Raw genomic sequence first — 23,385 nt, 5'->3', positions numbered from 1 at the left:
TAACGTACATAAACCGAACTTGTATGAGTATTTAATGGGTATTAAGTTCGCAAATTAAAGGATACATTTTATGAAAGGGTTATATTCACCGCGCTTTATCATTAGTTGCGTACTGGTGGGCCTTTCGAATACGGGCACTGCACTGGCCGACACCGTCGAAAAAGAAAAATCATACGACTTTGATAACAAAGTTCATTATTATCAAACCAAAATTGACAACAGCAATTATAAAATAGAAATACAATCAGACGATTACAAACACTTTGCTAATCAAAGTATGTTTTTACTGCGCCATGCAGACAGGTTATGCCGTGGTAACACCTTTATGTTAAAAGTGCTTGAAGGCGTGCAAGAGTACGAACGTTTTCCTACTAAACCACGCGCTTATCAACCACCTTTAACGGTTTTATTGCAATGCGAGGAGCCTGAATAATACGCTTACTCTTCGTATCCCCATGGTGCAGCGGGTGGCGTAATAGGTTTAGTTAAATCAAAGTCCACCTTAAACTCGCGCCCTTGGCGAATTAACCGATACGTAAATACCTCAGGATAAATATACATTTGCCATGTATTACCTGCCGACTGTTCAATGCCTTGTGCTACAAATAATTCTTTAGAGTATTGATCGGCCGGGAAAGACTGCATTTGTGCAAAACCCGCATCAAGTGTATGACCGCCATACATAGTAGAAGCGTCATCTGTGCCATCTTTATGGCGATGATCATGCTTTAAGCTCAAACCACTGCCCGTTTTAGTAATGATCCACGTACGCGATGCATCATCACCCACATGAAATGGCACTTGTAGCTCGCTATCAGTACATTTACGTACATGCATAACTAACTTTTTATTATCAAATGAGCTTGGGCCTTTTGCGTTATCTACGCTTACTTTGCCCTCAAACGCTTTCCCACAATGCGCAGCTATATTATTAAAAAATGCATCGTGTGTCGGTATAGATACCAAAGGCGCAGGGCGCGCAATAGCGGCTGATGAAGCAAGTAATAACGTTGCTACCGTTAATAATTTCATAAAGTACTCTTATAATAGTTTTTTAATACCATAGCGGTTTAAGTTAATAATAGGAAATAGCTGCGACAAGTGGCTTTTCTGCTCTGTTTTTCATTAATGTTAAAAGTGAATAATGGAAGTCTTGAAAAATTACCTCACCCCATATTCGCGAATAAACACCAAAATTTGTATTATCTTGCACGGTCGTTTTTAAAGTTAAAATGGTATTGCCGCTTTTATCTTCACTTAACGCATACCCACCGTAAAGAGGTGAAAAGTATTCGCCGCCTAGTTTTACATGTTTATCGAGTGCATCATCGGGAATAGCATCATGGTCTATGTCAAACCTATAAAGCATCTGTTTATTTGGCTGCCAATCAGTAATAACTTCTTTAAATATAACCCCTTTTTGCCATTTACTGGTTCTAATTGCACCAACACCCGTAGCATTCATATTTGCCTCTAAAGGTTTAGGTACACCGATTAACTGGGTAAGCGAAAATGGCAATTCTTGTGGCTCTATGGTGCTTACATTTGCAAGCTGCTGCCATACACGATTTATAGGCGCTTCAATAATTATAGAGTTGGTGACTTCGTACGTTTTTGATAAGTTTAAATAATTTACCTCAATAGGTGAGAGCAACACAGGAAGCAAAGCGATTGAAAGTAAAGGCCGGTTAGCGTTTTTTGTTTGACGGTTTTTAATAAAGCCTGCCAATAAAGCACCCATACTTGCAAAGAGCATAAAGGCAGGCAAAGCCATTGCCACACAAATACTGCCTTCAAGCAGTGTAATAACGCTTACAAGTAAAAAAACAAAAATTGGCTGCCAAGCAATAGTCACCATTTGCCTTTTAGTTAATGTATTTGAGCTTTTAAATTCAAAATGAATACGAATATAACCAATTGCAACGGGCACTAAAAACATAAATGAAATGGATACAAGGCTACTTAAATTATAAGTATCAAGCAGCTCGACAAACAGCCGCATAAATATGCCGTAAAGCATACCAAGTAAAATACCAATTGATTTAGGGGAGTTGAATTGCATCTCTATTCTTTATTGTTGTTATTAACAATCAGAAAGTAACAGATGTATTATTCCACCACAAATAAAACAAAATTAACGGCTCCCGCAAACAAATAGCTTGAAATAAAACAACTTTAACAACCACTAAGACTAAAGGATAATAACCTGCCGTTAACACGATACTATTTCTGCAAATAGCTCTGAGCATCTTTAATGACACATTCAAGAGCATGATCTATATAAACTTTTAATCATTTTCTGTAATTTATGACTTTTAGTGTAAAGCTGTTTTTTAAATTAACTGTATTAAAAACAACCATACACGACCTTTTGCCTATACATTCCTGAGTAAAAGCTGATCTACCCTGCCCCTTCACTATTCATTTGCTTTAACAAAAGCCGTATTAGTAAATAAGCAACGAGTAACAGGAGGGACTATGTCAGTAACCCCAAAGGGTCACAACTCAGATCACAAAAGTACATTGCACGACAATACCAACAGCTATCAAAACAACCATAAACCCAGTTCAGAGTTTAATACCCGCGACGAATACCTAGAGCACGAGCTACAAATTATGCAGCCTAAGCGCTGGCGGCCTAATTTACCTTTTAGAGACTACCGCTTTGAATTTGAAGACACGATTCCAGCCATGGCGGGCACTATTGGTAAAGTGGTTATGGTGGGTGCTATTGCCGCTACATTTGCAGCGCCACTAGGTTTAAGCGATGCGTTTGTGTTAGAGAACGTACGCTATGAATTACTGATTGTTTCTATTTTTATTATTTTGTTTTCGGGCTTTATTTTACCTACCGCTAACTTAGCGGGTACTCATGGCCCACTTATTCCACTTATTCCTATTGTGGTTGCCGCTGGCGGCCATCCTATGGCGTTTGGCTTACTGATTGGTGCCTTTGGCTTTATTTTAGCCATAACCAAAGGAGGGAGCTTGCTGGCACGCTTAACAAGTAAAGGCGTGTGCGGGGGCTTACTTATATATTTAGGCTTTATTGGCACAATTTCGCAGGTTAAAAAACTGTTTGCATGGGCTGAGGCCATTGATATGGCGCACATTGCGTTTATTGTTATTTTGGCGACCATTTTATTGTATGCGTTACTTGAGCACTTTAAAAAGCGCTGGTTAGCTGTGCCGCTTAGCTGCCTTATTGGCGGTGTGGTTGCATTTGCACTCGGTGCGCCGTTTGAATTTAATACCGCGCCGGGCTTACCAAATATGAACCCAGCTTATTGGTGGGGCGAAAACACAGGTTGGATGCTGGGCTTACCTACGCTTGAAAGCTTTGTGGTTGTACTGCCTTTTGCGGTATTAGCTGTGGCTATGTGGTCACCGGATTTTTTAGGGCATCAAGTATTTCAAAAAATTAGTTACCCGCAACGCACTGAAAAAGTTCAAATGAACATAGACGACACCATGCTAAGCGCATCGGTTAGACAAACCTTTGGCTCGCTAGCCGGTGGTGCTAACTTTACCTCATCGTGGGGAACTTACATTGTCCCTGCCGCTATTGCTAAACGCCCTATTCCGGCAGGCGCCATTTTAACAGCCGTATTTTGTATTGTTGCGGGTTTATGGGGCTACCCAATGGATTTAGCCATTTGGCAACCCGTGCTTTGCGTTGCGCTTATTGTAGGTGTGTTTATTCCGCTGCTAGAGGCGGGTATGGAAATGACACGCGAAGGTAAAACAACGCAATCGGCCGCTATTGTGGTATTTGCCTCAAGCTTGGTTAACCCTGCTTTTGGTTGGTCTCTAACTATGCTGCTTGATAACTTAGGCTTAATTGGCTGTAAAGAGCGCAGTGCTAACTTAACTAAAATGAGCCGTTGGGTTATCCCACTCATTATGTTTGTGGTTTTAACTACGGTAATGGCTATTGTTGGTATGCTGCCAGGCATACCCGCGCTAATGGCAGATTTTAGACATTAATAATAAGAAGACTTAAACATAAAAAAGCGCGGCTTATATACTCAGCCGCGCTTTGTTTTCATATGTAATTAATTGCTTTTCGTTACTGCCAAGGGCGCTCAGCAGCAAGTTGTTTTTCAAACGCATCTATTTGTGGATTTAGCGTTTCGGTCACACCAATAAAATCTAAGCCACTTAATAAACGCTCTTTTACGTCTTTACGAATATCAAAACTAATTGGCGCAAACTTATCGCTTGTTAGTGTTTGGTTTTCAAGATCGATTTGAATGTTTATATCGTCGTGTTGCTCACTAAGTACAAACAATTGCTCAAGCGTATCAGCCGGTAGCGCAATGGCTAGCATTTGGTTGTTGCCACAGTTATTAAAGAAAATATCGGCAAAGCTTTCCGCTAAAATCACTTCAAAACCATATTGCTTAAGTGCCCACGGTGCATGCTCACGTGATGAGCCACAACCAAAGTTATCGCGCGTTAATAATATTTGTGCGCCTTGGTAGCATGGACGGTTTAAAATAAAATCAGGATTTGGTTCGCCGTTTTCTAGGTAACGCCAATCGTAAAACAGTGCTGCATCAAAACCATCACGGCTAGTTGATGTTAAAAACTGCTTTGGAATAATTTGGTCTGTATCTACATTGTTTTTATCAAGTGGGGCCATTAAGCCACTAAAAAATACGCTCATTAGGCTTCTCCTCTTATATCAACAAAGTGACCATGTATTGCAGCGGCTGCCGCCATTGCAGGGCTTACTAAATGTGTACGTCCGCCACGACCTTGGCGACCTTCAAAGTTACGGTTAGACGTAGATGCACAGCGTTTGCCTGCTTCTAAGCGGTCGTCGTTCATTGCTAAACACATTGAGCAACCCGGCTCGCGCCACTCAAAACCTGCCGCTTTAAAAATATCGGCTAAGCCTTCGTCTTCGGCTTGCTTTTTAACAAGGCCTGAGCCCGGTACGATAAGTGCTTCAATGCCTGCTACTACTTGCTTGCCTTCAACAATTTTTGCCGCGGCACGTAAATCTTCGATACGGCTATTTGTACATGAGCCAATAAAGACCGTATCTACTTTCGCGCTTGATAATTTATCGCCGGCTTTTAAGTCCATGTATTTAAGCGCACTGCGTATAGCGTCGGCTTTAATTAAATCGGGCTCTTGGTCTGGATCAGGTATGCATTCATCAACACCAATTACTTGCTCTGGGCTTGTCCCCCACGTAATTTGCGGCTGAATATCGTCGGCATTTAGCTCAACAACTAAATCAAAGTGTGCACCTTCATCTGATTTTAAGGTTTCCCAATATTCAACTGCTGCATCAAAATCTGCGCCTTTTGGTGCAAACGGACGACCTTTTAAGTAATCATACGTAATATGATCTGGTGCTATTAATCCCGCTTTAGCACCCATTTCTATGCTCATGTTACATAGCGTCATACGGGCTTCCATTGAAAGTGCTTCAATGCCTTCACCGCAAAATTCAGCAACATAACCTGTGCCACCAGCGGTACCTAACTTGCCTATAACCGCCATAATTAAATCTTTAGAAGTTACCGTTGGGCGAAGCACACCGTTAATTTGAATTTTTAACGATTTTGCCTTTTTTTGCTGTAGCGTTTGCGTTGCTAATACATGCTCAACCTCAGAGGTACCAATACCATGTGCTAATGCGCCAAACGCACCATGCGTAGAAGTATGGCTATCACCACATACAATGGTAGTGCCAGGCAGCGTAATACCTTGCTCTGGGCCCATTACATGCACAATACCTTGGTTAATTGAGTTTAAATCGTAAAGTACAATGCCAAACTCTTTACAGTTCGCATCTAGCGCCATTAACTGGTTTTTAGAGACTTCGCTTGCGGCATCAAGTGATCGGCTTTTAGTCGATACATTATGATCCATCGTTGCAAAGGTTTTTTCTGGGCAACGCACCGTACGGTTTTTTTCACGTAAGCCTGCAAAAGCCTGTGGTGATGTCACCTCGTGTACTAAATGGCGGTCAATATAAAGTAAATCAGTTTGCTCGTTTATGCTGGCAACGGTGTGTGCTTGCCAAATTTTGTCGTATAACGTTTGGGCCACTTGCTAATTCCCTACTTTGTTAAGTCGCAGCATAACGGTGCTGCGATTTATATATTAAATACGTGAAACGATGGCAGCTGCCACATCGCTTGTGCTGTATCCACCTTGTGGGTAGATATCTGGCGTGCCAACGCCTGCTTCTACGGCTTCGGCTACTGCTTTTTCAATCGTACGTGCTGCTTCGTCTTGCCCTAATGAGTAACGTAGCATCAGTGCGGCACTTAAAATTTGTGCTATTGGGTTTGCAACGCCTTTACCTGCAATATCTGGCGCGGAGCCACCAGCAGGTTCGTACAAACCAAAGCCCGATTGATTTAAGCTTGCCGATGGTAATAAGCCCATTGAGCCTGTGATCATCGCACACTCATCTGACAAAATATCACCAAACAAGTTATCGCAAAGTAGCACGTCAAACTGGCTAGGCTGTTTAACTAACTGCATAGCTGCGTTATCTACGTATATATAATCTAGGCTGACTTCTGGGTAGTCTTTACTTACTTCGGTGACTACTTCGCGCCATAATACGCTTGATGCAAGTACGTTGGCTTTATCAACAGAGGTAACATGGTTACTACGTAATTTTGCTGCTTCAAAAGCAAAGCGGGCAATGCGTTCAATTTCTTTACGCGAGTAGTTTTGCGTATCAAATGCAAACTCTTCTTCGCCTTCGCCACCTCGCCCTTTTTCACCAAAGTAAATGCCGCCGGTAAGCTCGCGTACACATAAAATATCAAAGCCTTTTTCGCTAATATCGGCACGTAATGGCGATGCTGCGCTAAGCGCCGGTAAAAGCTGTGCTGGGCGTAAGTTACAAAACAAACCAAAGTGCTTACGAAGCGGTAAAAGCGATGCACGCTCAGGCTGCTCGTTTGGTGGAAGGTTTTCCCACTTAGGGCCACCTACTGAGCCAAATAAAATAGCATCAGCGTTTTCGCACGCGCTCAGTGTTTTTGGTGGTAATGCTTCACCAAATTCATCAATGGCTGCACCACCAATAGCATGATGCTCGCGGTTTAGAGTAAAACCAAACTTATTGCTCACAGCATCAAGTACTTGCTCTGCTGCTGCCATTACTTCTGGGCCAATACCGTCGCCTGCTAATACGGCAACGCTGTAGTTTGTTTTACTCATCCTGCTTTCCTTTGTTGTTTTAAATCAGACACTTTTTGTGCACGATAAATTAAGTTGTAAACACGGATCATGGCGCGTACCGACGCTTCTACCACATCCGCTGCAATGCCCGCACCGTGGTAAGGTCGGCCATCGTATTTAGCTATAATATTTACTTGGCCAAGCGAACTTGCACCTTGGCCTGTCGCTTCTAAGTTATACTCAATCATTTCAACGCTCATACCGGTTAAGCGCTCAATAGCTGCAAACGACGCCTCTACGGGGCCATTACCTGTTGCGGCTTCTTGTTTAACTTCGCCATCAATCACCATACCAATAGTAGAGCTGGCTACCGATTGCGAGTTAGACGCTGAGTTAACAAACTCTAACTGGTATTTTTCGTCTTTGTCGTTAATTTGATTTAAGTAAATCATGGCTTCAAGGTCGTAGTCGTACACCGTGCCTTTTTGATCAGCTAGCGCTAAAAAGCTTTCGTATAGGCTGTCCATATCGTAGTCCGCTTTTTGATACCCTAACTCTTCTAAGCGGTGCTCAATAACATGACGGCCCGAACGCGAAGTCATATTTAATTGGTTGTTTGGTACGCCTACGCTTTCTGGCGACATAATTTCGTACGTATTTTGTGCTTTTAATACGCCATCTTGATGAATGCCCGAGCTATGTGCAAAGGCGTTTTCGCCCACAATGGCTTTATTTGGCTGTACTGGCATATTACAAATTTTTGCCACTTGGCGAGATGCACGATAAATTTCTTCGCTTTTAATATCGGTGTGAACTTTTAAGTGGTCTTTGCGCATTTTCATGATCATTGCCACTTCTTCAAGCGAGCAGTTACCCGCACGCTCACCAATACCATTTATTGTACATTCAATCTGGCGAGCACCGGCTTGTACCGCGGCGACCGAGTTAGCAACAGCTAAACCTAAATCATTATGACAATGCACGCTTAAACGTGCTTTATCTATATTCGGCACATTATTCATTAAATGGTGGATCATCGCGGCGTATTCATCTGGCGTTACAAAGCCAACGGTGTCGGGTAAATTAATAGTAGAGGCACCTGCGTTAATGGCCTGCTCAACAATTTTACATAAATCCCAGTGCGGTGTGCGCCCTGCATCTTCACACGAAAACTCCACATCGTCTGTGTAGTTGCGCGCTAATTTTATTGATTTAACCGCCATGGCCGTTGCATCATCTAGGCTCATACGTAATTTATGTTCAAGGTGCAAAGGGCTTGTGGCAATAAAAGTATGAATACGGCTTTGCTGTGCTGTGCGAAGTGCCTCACCACAGGCTTCAATATCTTTTGCTACTGAACGTGCTAAACCACAAATGATTGGGCCTTTTACTTCAGTTGCAATTCGTTGCACCGAGCGAAAGTCAGCAGGGCTGGATACCGGAAAACCCACTTCCATCACATCAACATTCAAACGGCTAATAGTATGCGCTAACTGAATTTTATCATCTTCAGTAAGGCTTGCCTTAAGTGCCTGCTCGCCATCACGTAAAGTGGTATCAAAAATCCATACTTTATCTTTGTCTTGCATAACTGCCCCTCATTCCTATGTTACCCAAATTTCAATTTATCCCAGCCGCGAGATAAAAAAAACCCCGCAATTGCGGGGTTTTTAATGTTCAACTCAATGCAAACACACTAATCCCCGCTTACTTGCCATAGCAGTAAGAGGTTAAGTTTTAGTGTAATTAAACGAATATTTTGCATCTTGTTTCTTGTGTGTGTTCAGTGAGGCCTATTTTTAACATTACAAAGCAGTTGGTGCAAGCATAAATATTCCAAAAAACAACTTCATAGCACACGCTTTTGGGTTTTATTATTCAAAAAATCACTGAAAAATAGATTTTAAAATCAAAAAAAAGCTAAGTCACGCTTAAATTTACAATCTCAACAAGCTACTCTGCTTATATTAACTTTTTACTATTTTTTAGGCTAAGTTACTTAATTTGTTTCTCTTACATAATGGGTTGCACCACGCGTTATGTAACGCAGCTGCCAAATAACACGCTCAACAAGTTCGTCGAGTTGTTGACCTTCTATATCTAGCGCCTCTGCGCCGGCATTAAATACCAGTGTTACCATGGCTTCAGATTGAATGTAGGCGTGCATGGCGTCGCACTTGGTTTCGCTTTCTAAATAGTGGGCAAGCTCTAAAATAAAGTGTTTGATTTCGCGTGCGACTGCGGCTCTAAATGCCTTAGATGTGCCAGAGCGCTCACGCAGTAATAACCTAAATTGGTTGCTTGAGCTGTCTATAAATTCCATAAACGTAACAACCGAGGTGTTGATTACACTGCCACCGTCGTTTGCTATGCGTCTTCGGGCTTGGCGCATTAGCTGGCGAAGGGTTAAACCGGCTTCGTCCACCATGGTTAAACCTAGCTCGTTCATGTCTTTAAAATGGCGATAAAACGAGGTGGGCGCAATGCCGGCTTCGCGGGCTACTTCGCGTAAACTTAAATTCGAAAAGCTGTGATCTGCACTTAGCTGATTAAATGCCGCCTGAATTAAGGCTTGTCGTGTTTTTTGTTTCTGTTGCGCTCTAACACCCGACATCAACAACTCCCTGAATAATTTTATATTAATATTTAGTGATAATAGCTCAATTCCCCAGTCTAATACTTGACGGCGAGAGTTTGAAATACTATTTTAGCTTACAGTTGTACGCTGAGATTGAGAATGATGAATAAACCACCGATTATTTGGACAAACGTCCTATTTTTTAGCCTTACCTTTTTAGCGGCTATCACACTTGTTCCTTGGTATGGCATTAGCTACGGATTTACCAGCGCACATTGGATTGCTTTTGTAGCCTGTATGTTTTTTGCGGGCCTATCTATCACAGCCGGTTATCACCGTTTATGGGCACATAAAACGTATAATGCTCATCCTGCCGTTGAATTTATTTTTGCCCTTGGCGGTGCGTTTGCGTTGCAAAACAGCGCTCTGCACTGGAGTAGCGATCACCGTATACACCATGGCCAAGTTGACGACCCAATAAAAGACCCTTACGCCGCAACCAATGGCTTTTGGTACAGCCACATTGGCTGGATGTTACGTGACTACCAAGGCGATAGCTACGGTGATTACAGTAATTGTCGTGATTTACAGCGTAATAAAATCGTTATGTGGCAACACAAGCACTACCTAAAACTGGTTATTGCGATGAATGTTGGCCTACCATTAGTACTTGGTTTATTAGTGGGCGACGTGTGGGGTATGCTTATTTTAGCGGGTTTACTGCGTTTAGTATTAAGCCAACACTTTACCTTTTTTATTAACTCGGTGGCTCATATTTGGGGTTCGCGCCCATACACTGAAAAAAATACCGCGCGCGATAATGGCTTTTTAGCGTTATTTACTTATGGCGAAGGTTACCATAACTTTCATCATATTTTTGCAAGTGATTACCGTAATGGGATTAAGTGGTTTCATTATGACCCCACTAAATGGATGATTCGCTCTTTAGCCGCTGTTGGTTTAGCCAGTAAATTAAAGCGTACCCCTGTTGAGCGCATAGAAAAAGCCAAAGCCGATACGCTTATGAGCAAAACGCAAACACGCCTTGCAAAATTGCCTTTAGCGCAAGATAGGCTTACATTATTACAACAAGAATACGATTTATTGCTGAAAAAACTGCAGACTTATTGTTCACTTCAAAAACAAGTTTTAGAAGTTAAAAAAAATAATATGGCAAAGCAGTGTGAACGTTCAGCTTTAATGGCACAATATCACGAGCTGGAAGCCGCCTGGGAAAATCAAAAACAGGCATGGCTAGCACTTAATGCGAGGTTATTAAAAGCCTCTTTTAATTAATTTAGGAGTGGCTGTGGCCAAACAACCAGAACAGAAAAAAGCACCCGTAAGTTTCCAATATGACGCAATAATTATTGGTACGGGCCCTGGCGGTGAAGGCACCGCCATGAACCTTTCGAAAAACAACAAAAAAGTAGCGGTTATAGAGCGCCAAGAAACAGTCGGCGGCGGTTGTGTACATTGGGGAACTATCCCTTCTAAGGCATTACGTCACTCGGTTAGCCGCTATATTGAATACAAAGCCAACCCGTTGTTTAATATTGGTGAACGCCCGAGTCGTTTAACGTTCCCTGATATTTTACGTCACGCAAGTTCGGTTATTTCTAAGCAGTCTAATTTACGTAGCAGCTTTTACGATCGTAATCGCATTCATATGTTTCAGGGTGATGCGAGCTTTGTTGATAAACACACTGTTGAAGTAAAACGCCTTGATGGTTCAACCGAGCGTATCACTGCTAAAACAATTGTTATTGCTACGGGCTCTCGCCCTTACCGCCCACCTGAAGTTGATTTTAGCCATTCTCGTATTTACGAGAGCGATACTATTTTAGGCCTTGAGCACGACCCTCAGCGCGTACTTATATACGGAGCAGGGGTTATTGGCTGTGAGTATGCTTCTATTTTTAAAGGTTTAGGCGCTAAAGTTGATTTAGTGAATACTCGCGACCGTTTACTTGCCTTTATGGATGCTGAAATATCTGATGCACTTAGCTACCACTTTTGGAATAGCGGCATTGTTATTCGTCATAACGAAGAGTTTGACCGTGTAGAAACGCGCGACGATTGCGTTGTTATGCATTTAAAATCGGGCAAGCGTGTAAAGGCTGACTGTATTTTATTTGCGAATGGCCGCACAGGTAACACTGACACACTTAACCTTGAAGCCATTGGCTTAAAAGCCGACGGCCGTGGGCAAATAAAAGTAAACGAAACCTACCAAACTGAGGTTGAAAACGTTTATGCGGTAGGCGATGTAATTGGCTACCCAAGCCTAGCTAGTGCTGCGTTTGACCAAGGCCGTATTGCAGCTGATGCAATAGCCTGTGGTAACTGTGATGATAAGTTAATTATTGATATTCCGGCGGGTATTTATACCATTCCAGAAATGAGTTCAGTGGGCAAAACAGAGCAAGAACTAACCGCGGCTAAAGTACCTTACGAAGTAGGCCGCGCTCAGTTTAAACACCTTGCACGCGCGCAGATTGCAGGTACTGAAGTAGGTAGTTTAAAAATATTGTTCCACACCGAAACCAAAGAAGTACTTGGGGTACATTGCTTTGGCGAACGTGCCTCTGAAATTGTTCACATTGGCCAGGCCATTATGGAGCAAAAAAATGGTGGCAATAATATCGACTACTTTGTAAATACCACATTTAACTACCCAACCATGGCAGAAGCCTATCGAGTTGCAGCATTAAATGGTTTAAATCGCTTGTTTAAGTAAGCACTTTAAAGCGTATAAACAAAAAGCCCGCTGTTAAGCGGGCTTTTTAGTATTAATGCATAAAACACATTAATTATTTGTGATACTGGCCGCTAAGCTCGTGCACGGCATTAATAAATACACCGGCATTTTCTGGGTCAACATCTGGCGTAATACCGTGACCTAAGTTAAACACATGGCCATTGCCTGTACCAAAGTCTTCTAAAATAGTGCCTACTTCTTGGCGTATACGATCTGGCGTACCATGTAGCATTGACGGGTCCATGTTACCTTGTAGCGCTACTTTATCGCCTACACGGCGTTTAGCATCGCCAATATTAATGGTCCAATCTAGGCCCACTGCATCACAACCTGTGGCTGCAATGGCTTCTATCCATTGGCCACCATTTTTAGTAAATAACGTTACTGGCACTTTGCGACCATCGTACTCACGAATCAGGCCATCAACAATTTTGTGCATGTATTGCAGTGAAAACTCGTTGTAGTCGCGCGGGCTTAATACACCGCCCCACGAATCAAATACCATTAACGACTGTGCGCCGGCTTTTACTTGTGCGTTTAAGTAGTCGATTACTGAATCAGCAAGTTTGTCTAATAGTAAATGCAGTGTCTGCGGCTCTGCAAACGCCATTTTTTTAATTTTACCAAATACTTTGCTGCTACCGCCTTCAACCATGTAGGTAGCAAGTGTCCATGGTGAACCAGAAAAACCAATAAGTGGTACTTCGCCTTTAAGTTCACGGCGGATAGTACTTACTGCATTCATTACATAACCAAGCTCGTCAGTTGGATCGAGCTTAGGTATTTTTTTAACATCTGCAAGCGACGAAATAGGACGTTCAAACTTAGGGCCTTCACCTGTTTCGAAGTACAAACCTAAACCCATTGCATCAGGAATCGTTAAAATATCGCTGAACAAAATGGCCGCGTCTAATGGGTAACGACGCAGTGGCTGAAGTGTTACCTCACAAGCAAGCTCAGCATTACGGCACAGGCTCATAAAATCGCCCGCTTGCGCACGCGTAGCACGGTACTCTGGTAAATAACGTCCAGCTTGACGCATCATCCATACAGGCGTTACATCAACAGGTTGTTTTGCAAGTGCACGTAAATAACGGTCGTTTTTTAATTCGCTCATGGCGTAAATGATCCTAATGCTTATAGAAATTGTGCAAGATTGTACCACCATATTCATCGCCTCTCTATTTCTTAAAGACGAAAACACCTTTACATAGAAGCAGATCAATAATATTGATGGTTTTAATCCATTTTGATTATAAATCAGGCAAGAAACACTAACATTTAAAACTTTTTGTTAATATGTTTGCAACATAACAAAAACCTTGGTATTGTCTTTCCCGCGTTAACAAAAACAATAATAAATTATTAAAACAATAAAAATAAAAAGTTTTAAATAATAACAATAAAAATCATTTAATAAAAATAAGAAAGCTTGTTATAACAAGCCACTTGAAGAAATTAGACCACCTTAACCGGTGGTTTTTTCTTGCCTGCAATAAAATGTTTAGCCTTTCAATAAATAATTCTTCTGCACTTTTACAACATCTGCATTACTTGTTGATATACACGCAAATTAAATATATCTTGATGTACATAAAAACGAATGTAACTAAAAACCAACCCAGCTTAGGAGAACAGTTATGCTGACGCGTGTAGAAAAAGCTCAACAGAAATGGGGTGGTAGCCATACAGTAATCGATAACTGGCTTAATGAACGCCAAGAACTTATTGTACTGTATTGCAAGATTGCAGGGTTTGCGCCTTATGATAAAAAAGATCACGCGCTACCAGAGCCTGAACAAATACAGTCTTTTTGCCAACTCCTTATGGATTACCTCTCTGCAGGGCATTTTGAAGTGTACGATGATATTGCTAAAGCCTGTGAAAAAAAGGGCTTAGAGAGCCAAAAACTTGCAAACTCAATTTATCCGCGTATTTCAAGCACCACCGATGTCGCACTTGATTTTAATGACAAGTACGCTGAAGTAAATAAAGAAGACTTATTAGAAGGGTTTGATAACGACCTTTCAGTTATTGGTGAGTCATTAGAGCTTCGTTTTGAGCTTGAAGATGAACTGATTGATAACCTGTTTTCTAATCATACTGATTAAATCAAGATTTAATTAAGTTACACGAATTAAAAAAGGGACCCTAAGGTCCCTTTTTACGTTTTAAGCTTGGCTTATTCTGCAGGTGCTTCTGCATTTTGAATTTCTAGTAATTCAACTTCAAAAACAAGTGTTGAATTGGCTGGAATTTTACCAAGGTCACGATCGCCGTAAGCAAGCTCTGAAGGAATAGTAAACTTGTACTTAGACCCTACAGGCATAAGCTGTAAACCTTCCGTCCAACCAGCAATTACGCGGTTAAGTGGGAATGTAGTTGGTTCGTTACGTGCGTATGAGCTATCAAACTCAGTGCCGTCTAATAAAGTACCTTTGTAATGTACTTTAACAACGTCTGTTGCTGCTGGCTTTTCGCCTTCGCCTTCGCTTAATACTTCGTATTGTAGGCCAGACTCAGTTACTGTTACGCCTTCTTTTTTAGCGTTATCAGCTAGGTATTGAACACCTGCCGCTTTGCTTTTTTCAGACTCAACTTTCGCTTTTTCTTCTTGCTTAGTGCGTACTGAGGTATCTAAAGCTGTTAACACTTCACGAATTTTTTCTTCGTCAATTTTTGCATTGCCAGCAAGTGCATCTTCAAAACCACGAATTAATAGCGCTTGGTCTAGCTCAATGCCAATTTCAGATTTGTCTGCTAGGTCTTTATTTAAAAAGTTACCTACAGAAGCACCAATACCGTATGCTTGTTGTTGCTCTACAGTGTCTAATGTTACTTCAGCTTGCTCTTTTTTTGCTTCTTGATTACAAGCTGTAAGCGCTAAAACCGACGCTGCAATCAATGACAATCTAATCGTCTTTTTCATTTTAAATCTCCGACATACTTTGCAGTTGTCATTTATTGTAATATTACTAGTTAAAGATTAACGCCCTACATGGTAGGCTGTTTGTTTAATAACTAAAGTCTGTATTGTTAGCTAAACTTAGAAATATATATCCAGTGATTAGACAAACAACCTAGGCATTTAACGCACCTAGTCTAACCTCTCAGTCACTAAGAGTTAAGAGGAAATACCTGTAAGATGTCGATATTTCGTACTTTTTTAATCGTTTTTAGCTGTTTTTTAGCCATTGCCTGTACCGATAAAAAAAATCAATCGGTAGAAAGCTTTGAGCATACCGCACAAGGTGCATTTTCGTCAGCTCTCTCTCACGATGGAAAGTACAGTTTAATCTCTTCTATCAACCATGGGGTCGCGCTGTGGGATAATCAACAGCAGGTTTTAAAATACCAATGGTTTCAGCAGCAATCACAAGACAACTTAGTTTACAGCCTTGCTATTGCCTTTGATAACAGCGTGGCGGTTACCGCAGAAAAAACAACTTTCGCAGTGTGGGATATCAACACTGGCGAAAACAAAGGCTATTACAAAATACAAAAAGCCACGATTCGAGATATTGCCATTAGTAACCAAGGTCGCAGTGTATTATATGGCCGCAGCGATGGCGTGGTTGTATTTTTAAACCTTGAAACCGGACGTCGCATTGAGTTTTTAGGCCATCAAGATAAAGTTAACACCGTTGATTTGGCGCCAAACGGACGTTATGCATTAAGCGGCTCTAACGACTATGTTGCCTATTTTTGGGATACCAATACAGGCCAAGTTATTCATCGCTTTAACCACCCAACTCGTGTTACTCAAGTAACCCTTGATCCACAAGGTCGCTTTGCATTTACCGCCGACAGTATGGCACAAGCACATGTATGGAAACTGACTACAGGTGATCTTGTGAGTAAACTGGCGTATATTGCGCGTCAGAAAATTTTTACTGCCGTGCGCTTTAATGAGCAAGGCACATTGCTGGCAACGGGTTCGCCTAATAAGCGAGTTGATTTATGGCAAATATCAAGCGGTGAAAAAATTCAAACGTGGCAAGTTACGCCGCGAGAAGGCAGTAAACCAAAATCGGCCGTTGTGCTTGATGTGGCATTTATAGATAACGATAAGTCGTTGTTAACCGAAAGCTCCAGCGGTATCGCAGAGCGATTTATTATACGAGACACTAATGAACACAATTGAACACCGCGTAATGGAACTTGAAGCCAAAGTGGCTTTTCAAGATGAAACGATTGAAATCTTAAACGATGAGATCAAAGTGCACCAGCAAATGCTAGCTAAAATGAAACGCCAAACAGAACTGCTGGCAGAAAAAATTAAAGAAGCGCAAACCTCGCCTTCTATGATGTCTAATATGCCAGAGCCACCGCCTCCGCATTACTAAAAGGTATGTACTTAGGCAATAATAAAAACCGGGTTAGTCGCCCGGTTTAAACACACCAATGACTTGCTCAAATTGGCGAGTAGATGCCTGAACAGCGTTCTCTGGTTGTGACATTTTATGCCCACACTCAACACACTCTACTTTTTCAACATCATGTTCTCTGTAAAGCATCATTGTATCCATGGCTTTGCAGTCAGGGCACGATGCACCAGCAATAAATCGCTTCTTTTGTCTCACAACATTTTTCCTGTGGTTTGAACTACAACTATTTTATCGTATAACATCACTTGTTGATACGCTTGATAAGCGCATTAAGTTCTATGGTATGATAGCGCCAACTTAACAAGGGTACAGTAAAGTAACGCATTCATGATCCAAATATCAGAAATAGAACTCCTTCGTGGCGGAACAGCCTTATTAAAAAATGCATCAGCTACGTTATTTCCAGAGCACAAAGTAGGCCTTGTGGGCGCCAATGGCTGTGGAAAATCAACCTTATTTGGTTTACTAAAATCTGAATTGCAACTTGATGCTGGTAATTGCAGTATTCCTAAAGATTGGTCTATTGCCTCGGTTAAACAAGAAACCCCAGCCCTCGAAATAAGCGCGATTGATTATGTATTACAAGGCCACCCTGAATACTACGCGCTGCGTATTGCGCTGAGAGAAGCAGAACAAAATAACGATGGCGATACCCAAGCCAAAGTGCATATTCAGCTAGAAAACATGAAAGGCTACAGCATTGAATCGCAAGCTGGCGAGCTGTTGCATGGGTTAGGATTTGCTAATAACCAAATAGAAAACCCCGTTAGTGCGTTTTCAGGGGGGTGGCGCATGCGTTTAAACCTTGCCCAAGCACTTATTCGAAACGCTGATTTACTATTACTCGATGAACCAACAAACCATCTTGATTTAGATGCCGTATATTGGCTTGAACGCTTTTTACGTGCCTATACAGGCACATTGGTACTTATATCGCACGACCGCGAGTTTTTAGATGCAGTGGTTGATCAAATTTGGCACATAGATAAACAACTTATCAATGTATACAAAGGTAACTACTCGCAGTTTGAACGCCAAAAAGCAGAGCGTTTATTACAACAGCAAGCCATGTTCGAAAAACAGCAAGAGCAAATTGCTCATCTAGAACAGTTTATTACTCGCTTTAAAGCAAAAGCCAGTAAAGCTAAACAGGCGCAAAGCCGTGTTAAAGCACTTGAGCGTATGGAAAAGCTTGCCCCTGCACATGCCGACTCACCATTTAATTTTGAGTTTGCAGAGCCATTAGCGCTACCAAACCCACTTATGACGCTCGACAAAGCTCAAGCTGGGTATGGCGACGTAACTATTTTAAATAGTATTAAGCTAAACCTGGTACCTGGCAGCCGTATTGCACTGCTTGGTAGAAATGGCGCAGGTAAATCCACATTAATTAAATTACTTGCCGGCGACTTAAAACCACAAGCAGGGGATGTATTTCAGCACCAAGGCCTTAATATTGGCTATTTTGCACAGCACCAGCTTGAATCCCTTGACTTAAAAGCCAGCGCAATTACACATTTACAACGTTTAAACCCAAAAGCTACTGAACAATCACTACGTGACTTTTTAGGCGGCTTTGCCTTTATTGGCGATAAAGCGCTTGAGCCTGTAGCGCCGTTTTCGGGTGGTGAAAAAGCCCGTTTAGTGCTGGCTATGTTGGTATATCAAAAACCAAATTTACTGCTACTCGATGAGCCTACCAACCACCTTGACTTAGAAATGCGCCATGCACTTGTTATGGCCCTGCAAGGCTTTGAAGGCGCTATGGTTACCGTATCGCATGACCGCCACATGCTGAAAAACACCGCCGATGAGTTTTACCTTGTAGACAGCGGTGAAGTAACCCAATTTGGCTACGAACTTGACGATTATTACCAATGGCTTCTTAATGCTAATAAAGCGGCTACTAAATCGGAGCAAGCCGAAGAGCCAAAAGCAAACTCAGGGGTTAATAGAAAAGAGCAAAAGCGCTTAGAGGCTGAATTTAGAAAAGCCATTCAACCGCTTAAAAAGCAAATTGAGAAACTTGAAAAGCAGCTCGACAAACACGCCGCAGAGCTCAGCGAAGTGGAAGTTGCACTTGGCGATAACGAACTCTATAACGATGACAACAAAGCCCGGTTAAAAGAGTTAATAGCAAAACAAGCGACATTAACACCTAAAGTAAACGATATCGAAGAAGAGCTACTCATGGCCCTTGAAGAAATGGAAGAAAAAGAACAAGCGTTTGCCGATGAACTTGCTTAACTGCGATGACTTTTGGCAATTTGCATGTGACCTTTATAGCAAAGGTGACATGCAAACGCGTCTGTTGGATTATCAAAACCAGCAAGGTAAAAATGTAAACCTGTGTTTGTTACTGTATTACCTAGACTCTCTCAAGCTAGCAGTTAGTCAAACTCAGCTAAACAAGCTTGAACAATCAATTTGTGAATTTGACCAGCAGGTACTGAAGCCCCTTCGTGCTACACGCGCCTATCTAAAAGCAAATCAAACCGAGATTGCAGATTACGCTGTAATTCGTAAAGAGCTGCTCAGTACTGAGCTCAAGCTCGAGAAACAACAACAACAGATGTTAGTAGAAAAAGTGAATACTTTAACATTAGAGCCTGATTCGAAGACCACTAATGTAATGCTATATGTTGGAGAGCTTTAAGCATTCGTTTTTTGCTGCAACTGCAACCCTGTTAGGGTTGCTAAAGTAATAACTAACAATGAAACAGGCAACTCTATAATGGAAGTTTCACTGAAAAAGTAAAACTCTTGCAATATCAATGAGACAGTTACTGTACCAAGCAAAGAGCCTAAAAAGTAAACATAAAATGTATATCGCCAAGCATAATTATCACTGCGATATGCCATTACACCGTATAGTAAAAAAGATAAAACACTAGAAGGCATGATTGCAATAAGAATGTAATCGCCAAGCCTCGATGATGCATAGCGCTCAAAACCAACAACAGTATTAAGTAATGTCGATAAGGCAATTTGCAGCAGCATAATCACTAAAGTGTATTTAACTATCCGTGTAATGTTCAATGCCTGCCACCATTGTTACTAGGTATAAAAATAAAGCTATAAAGGAAAATTATAAGCCCAAGCAGATGTTATTGCTACTAAGCTTGTAGGAACCAGCTTTAGCTGCGAATAAATTTTGCATTCCCCTCATTTACTTCTCATTCTCTCTTTGTGCAAAAAACTATTTAAATAACTGACTCACAATGAGGCATAGAGGCGCTTCGCTTTAAGAGAAAAACAAAGCCGTGATTTAGCTCAGCAAACTTACAATAAAAATTATCGCCATAAATGACGACCTACAGTAATTCATTACCTTGAAACTGCTTTTTATCATTAATTCTCGTTGGGTTTCGCTATGCTCTAGCCAACCTATTTGATCCAAATCAACTTCTTTACGACTCTTTTAATAATCAGGAAAATAGCTTGATCTGGATCAGTTCAGAGCTGCAAAAATAGACCTATGATTACCCCATAGACATCAGGAGGCAATTATGGACGTATTCTTTAGAGATTTTTTTAGCGACCCAGTGTTATTTTTATCATTTGGCTTTTTAGGCGTCGTTATTAGTTTATGCCTATTTTTTGTGTATTTTTTCATGAAAAAAGTACACGACGCTGATCTGAAAGAACAACATTAAAAAATTAAGCACGACGCACAAAGCGCCTAATTAGTTATTAATTAGGCGCTTTTTATTCTTTTTGATACACTAACGCTTCGTTTTTGCAAAGTGTGTAGTATAAACATGACTCATAAGTTTAAACCCGCATGGTGGATGACCAATCGTCACGTTCAAACCATAATGCCGCGTTTTTTCCGCCCTTTTCATAATACTCGCTACGAATTAGAACAGCTTGATACACCCGACGGTGATTTTATTGAGCTTGCATGGTCACTTCCGCATAACGAAAACGCTCCACTTGCCATTGTATTGCATGGCCTTGAAGGCAATATTAATAGCTTCTATGCCAAAGGCATGATGAAAGCGCTAAAAAAGCAAGGGTATGCCGTTGTACTCATGCACTTTAGAAACTGCTCAACAGAGGTAAACCGTCTTCCCCGTGCGTACCACAGTGGTGACACAGACGACTTAGCCTTTTTTATTAATCACTTAAAACTACAATTTCCAAACAGGCCTTTATTTGCGGTTGGCTTTTCGTTAGGTGGTAATGTTTTAGCAAAATATTTAGGTGAGCAAGCCCAGCGATGCCCATTAAATGCAGCAGCCGTTATATCAGCACCGTATGATTTATCATCATCAAGTGATGTAATACGCAAAAGCTTGGGTAAAATTTATCAAAAGTATTTGCTCGATCGTATGAAAAAATCGATGCAGCGCAAGTTGCCTCAAATTAAGCAGCAAATACCCATTACAACTGATGAATTAATGGACATTAATGATTTATTAGAATTTGATAATCATATAACAGCCCCTTTGCATGGCTTTGAGAATGCACATGATTATTATCGTCAAGCCAGTGCTATGCCCTACTTAAAACATATTGCTGTACCTACCTTAATCATTCATGCGAAAGACGACCCAATGCTGTCGATTAAAGCAGTGCCTAGCAAGCAAGATGTGAGTGAAGATGTTACCCTGTGCGTCTCTGAAAAAGGTGGGCACGTTGGATTTATTAGCGGTAGTAATCCGTTTAAACCCATTTTTTGGTTAGAAAAAGCCGTACCTAGCTATTTTAGCCAACACATAATAAACAAAACGAGTAACAAGCAGTAATGATTATCCCTTTTGAACAACTTGATAAAGACACACTATACAACTTAATAGAAAGCTATGTACTGCGTGAAGGCACTGATTATGGCGAGCAAGAGTTCAGTATTGAAAGTAAAGTAGCGCAAGTCAATCAGCAGCTAAAAAATGGTGAAGCCATGGTATTTTTCTCTGAGCTGCACGAATCGGTCACTATCATCTCAAAGAGTGAATTTAAAGCACTGCAAAGTGAAGAGCACCAACAAGCGTCGTATGATTAGAGTGTAATACTTGTAACTTTTTAGCTGAGCGTACACAATGGCTTTTTACCCAAAGAGCCAAAACATGATAAAACTCAGCACTCTAGTGGTAGCCGTATCACTAGCTTTAACAAACCAAGCCTTTGCAGAGCAACCTGTTAGCGCGTCAGACAAAGCGGTCAAACTTGCCAAAGACACTATTTTAATCGACACCCACATTGATGTACCTTACCGTATTCACGATACGTGGGCTGATGTAACTAAAGCGACTCAGGATGGCGATTTTGATTATCCTCGCGCAGTAAAAGGTGGCTTAAACGCGCCATTCATGTCGATTTATATTCCTGCTCATTTAGAGTTTGAAGGAAAAGGTAAAAGCTATCAATTAGCAAATCAGTTAATTGATGGGATGGAAGCGATTGCACAACGCGCGCCCGCTAAATTTGCAATGGCAAGCTCTACAAACGACATAGAGCAACAATTTAAAGATGGCAAATTGTCTATTGCTATGGGAATGGAAAACGGCTCTCCTATTGAAGGTGACTTAAAAAACCTTCAGCACTTTTTTGACCGTGGCGTACGTTATATCACCCTTGCTCACTCACAAAGCAATCATATTTCTGACTCATCTTACGATATTCGCCGTAAATGGAAAGGCTTAAGCCCCTTTGGTAAAGAGCTGGTCACTGCAATGAATAATATGGGTATGTTAATAGATGTATCGCATATTTCTGATGATGCGTTTTATCAGGTAATGGAATTGTCTAAAACTCCTGTTATTGCCTCACATTCATCGCTTCGTAAATACACTCCGGGTTTTGAGCGTAATATGAATGACGATATGCTATTAGCCCTTAAAAAGAACGGTGGTGTGATTCAAATTAACTTTGGTTCAAGCTTTGTTACAGCAAAAGCAGGTGCATGGGGTAAGCAACTAAAAAGTACAAAAGAGTCTGCTAAAGAACAAGGCACTAAGCTAAGTAATGATTTTGATGCGGCTTATCGCGCTAAAAATCCGTACCCTTTTGCCAGCCTTGAACAAGTGCTTGATCATATTGATCACGTTGTAGAGTTGATTGGCATTGATTATGTTGGCATTGGCTCTGATTACGACGGTGTTGGCGATTCGTTACCGATTGGTTTGAAGGGTGTGTCTAGTTATCCAAACTTAGTACAAGGCCTTATGGATAGAGGCTACAGCGATGGCGACATAAAAAAAATACTGAGTGGCAATACACTAAGAGTATGGAAGCAAGCTGAAGCATATGCCAAAAAACACTAAGCTGTGAAATTTGTCAGTTATCAAAAAGTTTAATTAATAGCACGGCTTAAAGTCGTGCTTTTTTATGTGTTAAGTATAATTTAACACCAAGCTACTAATAGCTGAAAACGAAACACTTTTCTTTAGGCATTAAAAAACCCGAGGCTAAGCTCGAGTTTTTTAGTATTAATTAACTTAAACGTTAACTATCACTCATTGAACGTTGCTACAAAGCACCTACGCCTGAGGTAA

At 41.2% G+C, this 23,385-nt stretch carries 23 protein-coding genes; 12 read left to right on the top strand and 11 right to left on the bottom strand.

The features are described from left to right. Positions 1–70 precede the first annotated feature (70 nt). Positions 71–433 carry a hypothetical protein gene (locus R0J88_RS13105; RefSeq protein ID WP_008129050.1) on the top strand — a complete coding sequence of 121 codons (363 nt, stop codon included), beginning with the start codon at positions 71–73 and terminating at the stop codon, positions 431–433. Positions 434–438: 5 nt separating this feature from the next. Here R0J88_RS13105 and R0J88_RS13100 read toward each other — a convergent pair whose 3' ends face one another. Together R0J88_RS13100 and R0J88_RS13095 are read right to left on the bottom strand one after the other, a co-directional pair. Further along, a complete protein-coding gene (locus R0J88_RS13100) occupies positions 439–1,032 on the bottom strand; it encodes a hypothetical protein (protein ID WP_058430106.1) in 594 nt (197 codons plus the stop codon). Between the two features lie 43 nt (positions 1,033–1,075). After that, entirely contained in the window at positions 1,076–2,062 is a 987-nt protein-coding gene (locus R0J88_RS13095) for a hypothetical protein (protein WP_410900129.1), read from the bottom strand. 416 nt (positions 2,063–2,478) lie between these two features. Between R0J88_RS13095 and R0J88_RS13090 the strand changes: the two genes are divergently transcribed. Continuing rightward, entirely contained in the window at positions 2,479–3,987 is a 1,509-nt protein-coding gene (locus R0J88_RS13090; protein WP_058430104.1) for a DUF3360 family protein, read from the top strand. 82 nt (positions 3,988–4,069) lie between these two features. Here the strand turns inward: R0J88_RS13090 and leuD are convergent, their stop codons facing one another. From leuD to fabR, 5 genes are all read right to left on the bottom strand, one after another. Beyond that, positions 4,070–4,669 carry a 3-isopropylmalate dehydratase small subunit gene (leuD, locus tag R0J88_RS13085; RefSeq protein WP_004589386.1) on the bottom strand — a complete coding sequence of 200 codons (600 nt, stop codon included), beginning with the start codon at positions 4,667–4,669 and terminating at the stop codon, positions 4,070–4,072. Beyond that, a complete protein-coding gene (gene leuC / locus R0J88_RS13080) occupies positions 4,669–6,069 on the bottom strand; it encodes a 3-isopropylmalate dehydratase large subunit (protein WP_410900128.1) in 1,401 nt (466 codons plus the stop codon). Before leuC ends, leuD begins: the two co-directional genes overlap by 1 nt. A gap of 54 nt (positions 6,070–6,123) precedes the next feature. After that, the gene (leuB, locus tag R0J88_RS13075) at positions 6,124–7,200 is read right to left on the bottom strand and encodes a 3-isopropylmalate dehydrogenase (RefSeq protein ID WP_006793757.1); all 1,077 of its coding nucleotides are present in this window, start codon (positions 7,198–7,200) and stop codon (positions 6,124–6,126) included. Beyond that, entirely contained in the window at positions 7,197–8,750 is a 1,554-nt protein-coding gene (gene leuA, locus R0J88_RS13070; RefSeq protein WP_375277948.1) for a 2-isopropylmalate synthase, read from the bottom strand. The genes leuB and leuA overlap by 4 nt, the downstream gene beginning before the upstream one ends. Before the next feature lie 410 nt (positions 8,751–9,160). Beyond that, a complete protein-coding gene (fabR, locus tag R0J88_RS13065) occupies positions 9,161–9,775 on the bottom strand; it encodes an HTH-type transcriptional repressor FabR (protein WP_039038350.1) in 615 nt (204 codons plus the stop codon). 126 nt (positions 9,776–9,901) lie between these two features. On the opposite strand from fabR, the gene R0J88_RS13060 reads away from it, so the two are divergent. Both R0J88_RS13060 and sthA read left to right on the top strand, forming a co-directional pair. Continuing rightward, positions 9,902–11,035, top strand: a complete 1,134-nt coding sequence (locus R0J88_RS13060) for an acyl-CoA desaturase (RefSeq protein ID WP_006793749.1) — start codon at positions 9,902–9,904, stop codon at positions 11,033–11,035. Positions 11,036–11,048: 13 nt separating this feature from the next. Next, positions 11,049–12,479, top strand: coding sequence for a Si-specific NAD(P)(+) transhydrogenase (gene sthA / locus R0J88_RS13055; protein ID WP_010557785.1), 1,431 nt, complete (start codon positions 11,049–11,051; stop codon positions 12,477–12,479). Between the two features lie 73 nt (positions 12,480–12,552). Here the strand turns inward: sthA and hemE are convergent, their stop codons facing one another. Beyond that, entirely contained in the window at positions 12,553–13,617 is a 1,065-nt protein-coding gene (hemE, locus tag R0J88_RS13050; protein ID WP_008126752.1) for a uroporphyrinogen decarboxylase, read from the bottom strand. A 523-nt stretch (positions 13,618–14,140) separates the two neighbouring features. On the opposite strand from hemE, the gene R0J88_RS13045 reads away from it, so the two are divergent. Further along, positions 14,141–14,611, top strand: coding sequence for an Rsd/AlgQ family anti-sigma factor (locus R0J88_RS13045; RefSeq protein ID WP_008126754.1), 471 nt, complete (start codon positions 14,141–14,143; stop codon positions 14,609–14,611). A 71-nt stretch (positions 14,612–14,682) separates the two neighbouring features. On the opposite strand, the gene fkpA is transcribed toward R0J88_RS13045, so the two are convergent. Beyond that, entirely contained in the window at positions 14,683–15,429 is a 747-nt protein-coding gene (fkpA, locus tag R0J88_RS13040; protein WP_008126756.1) for an FKBP-type peptidyl-prolyl cis-trans isomerase, read from the bottom strand. Between the two features lie 216 nt (positions 15,430–15,645). Between fkpA and R0J88_RS13035 the strand changes: the two genes are divergently transcribed. After that, positions 15,646–16,644, top strand: a complete 999-nt coding sequence (locus R0J88_RS13035) for a WD40 repeat domain-containing protein (RefSeq protein WP_410900126.1) — start codon at positions 15,646–15,648, stop codon at positions 16,642–16,644. Next, positions 16,631–16,846 carry a SlyX family protein gene (locus R0J88_RS13030; RefSeq protein ID WP_006793743.1) on the top strand — a complete coding sequence of 72 codons (216 nt, stop codon included), beginning with the start codon at positions 16,631–16,633 and terminating at the stop codon, positions 16,844–16,846. Before R0J88_RS13035 ends, R0J88_RS13030 begins: the two co-directional genes overlap by 14 nt. A 33-nt stretch (positions 16,847–16,879) precedes the next feature. Here R0J88_RS13030 and R0J88_RS13025 read toward each other — a convergent pair whose 3' ends face one another. Continuing rightward, a complete protein-coding gene (locus R0J88_RS13025; RefSeq protein WP_010557786.1) occupies positions 16,880–17,083 on the bottom strand; it encodes a YheV family putative zinc ribbon protein in 204 nt (67 codons plus the stop codon). A 132-nt stretch (positions 17,084–17,215) separates the two neighbouring features. Here R0J88_RS13025 and R0J88_RS13020 point away from each other — a divergent pair, with 132 nt between their 5' ends. Then, positions 17,216–19,135, top strand: coding sequence for an ATP-binding cassette domain-containing protein (locus R0J88_RS13020; RefSeq protein WP_410900125.1), 1,920 nt, complete (start codon positions 17,216–17,218; stop codon positions 19,133–19,135). After that, a complete protein-coding gene (locus R0J88_RS13015) occupies positions 19,122–19,544 on the top strand; it encodes a TIGR02444 family protein (RefSeq protein ID WP_410900124.1) in 423 nt (140 codons plus the stop codon). The genes R0J88_RS13020 and R0J88_RS13015 overlap by 14 nt, the downstream gene beginning before the upstream one ends. On the opposite strand, the gene R0J88_RS13010 is transcribed toward R0J88_RS13015, so the two are convergent. After that, positions 19,541–19,927: a hypothetical protein gene (locus R0J88_RS13010; protein ID WP_008126769.1), complete on the bottom strand. Its 387-nt coding sequence runs from the start codon at positions 19,925–19,927 to the stop codon at positions 19,541–19,543. The two genes, R0J88_RS13015 and R0J88_RS13010, sit on opposite strands and share 4 nt — an antisense overlap. A 722-nt stretch (positions 19,928–20,649) precedes the next feature. On the opposite strand from R0J88_RS13010, the gene R0J88_RS13005 reads away from it, so the two are divergent. The 3 genes from R0J88_RS13005 (at position 20,650) to R0J88_RS12995 (ending at position 23,154) form a co-directional block, all read left to right on the top strand. After that, a complete protein-coding gene (locus R0J88_RS13005) occupies positions 20,650–21,639 on the top strand; it encodes a hydrolase (RefSeq protein ID WP_138740762.1) in 990 nt (329 codons plus the stop codon). Next, positions 21,639–21,893 (top strand): YheU family protein, encoded by a 255-nt coding sequence (locus R0J88_RS13000; RefSeq protein ID WP_010557790.1) that lies wholly within the window; start codon positions 21,639–21,641, stop codon positions 21,891–21,893. Before R0J88_RS13005 ends, R0J88_RS13000 begins: the two co-directional genes overlap by 1 nt. Positions 21,894–21,957: 64 nt before the next feature. Then, positions 21,958–23,154: a dipeptidase gene (locus R0J88_RS12995; RefSeq protein ID WP_410900123.1), complete on the top strand. Its 1,197-nt coding sequence runs from the start codon at positions 21,958–21,960 to the stop codon at positions 23,152–23,154. The last annotated feature ends 231 nt before the right edge of the window (positions 23,155–23,385 follow it).

The sequence above is a fragment of the Pseudoalteromonas sp. SIMBA_162 genome, from assembly GCF_046535955.1.
In the GTDB taxonomy this organism is placed as follows: Bacteria; Pseudomonadota; Gammaproteobacteria; order Enterobacterales; family Alteromonadaceae; genus Pseudoalteromonas; species Pseudoalteromonas marina.
This window is presented reverse-complemented; position numbering and strand designations above follow the sequence as displayed.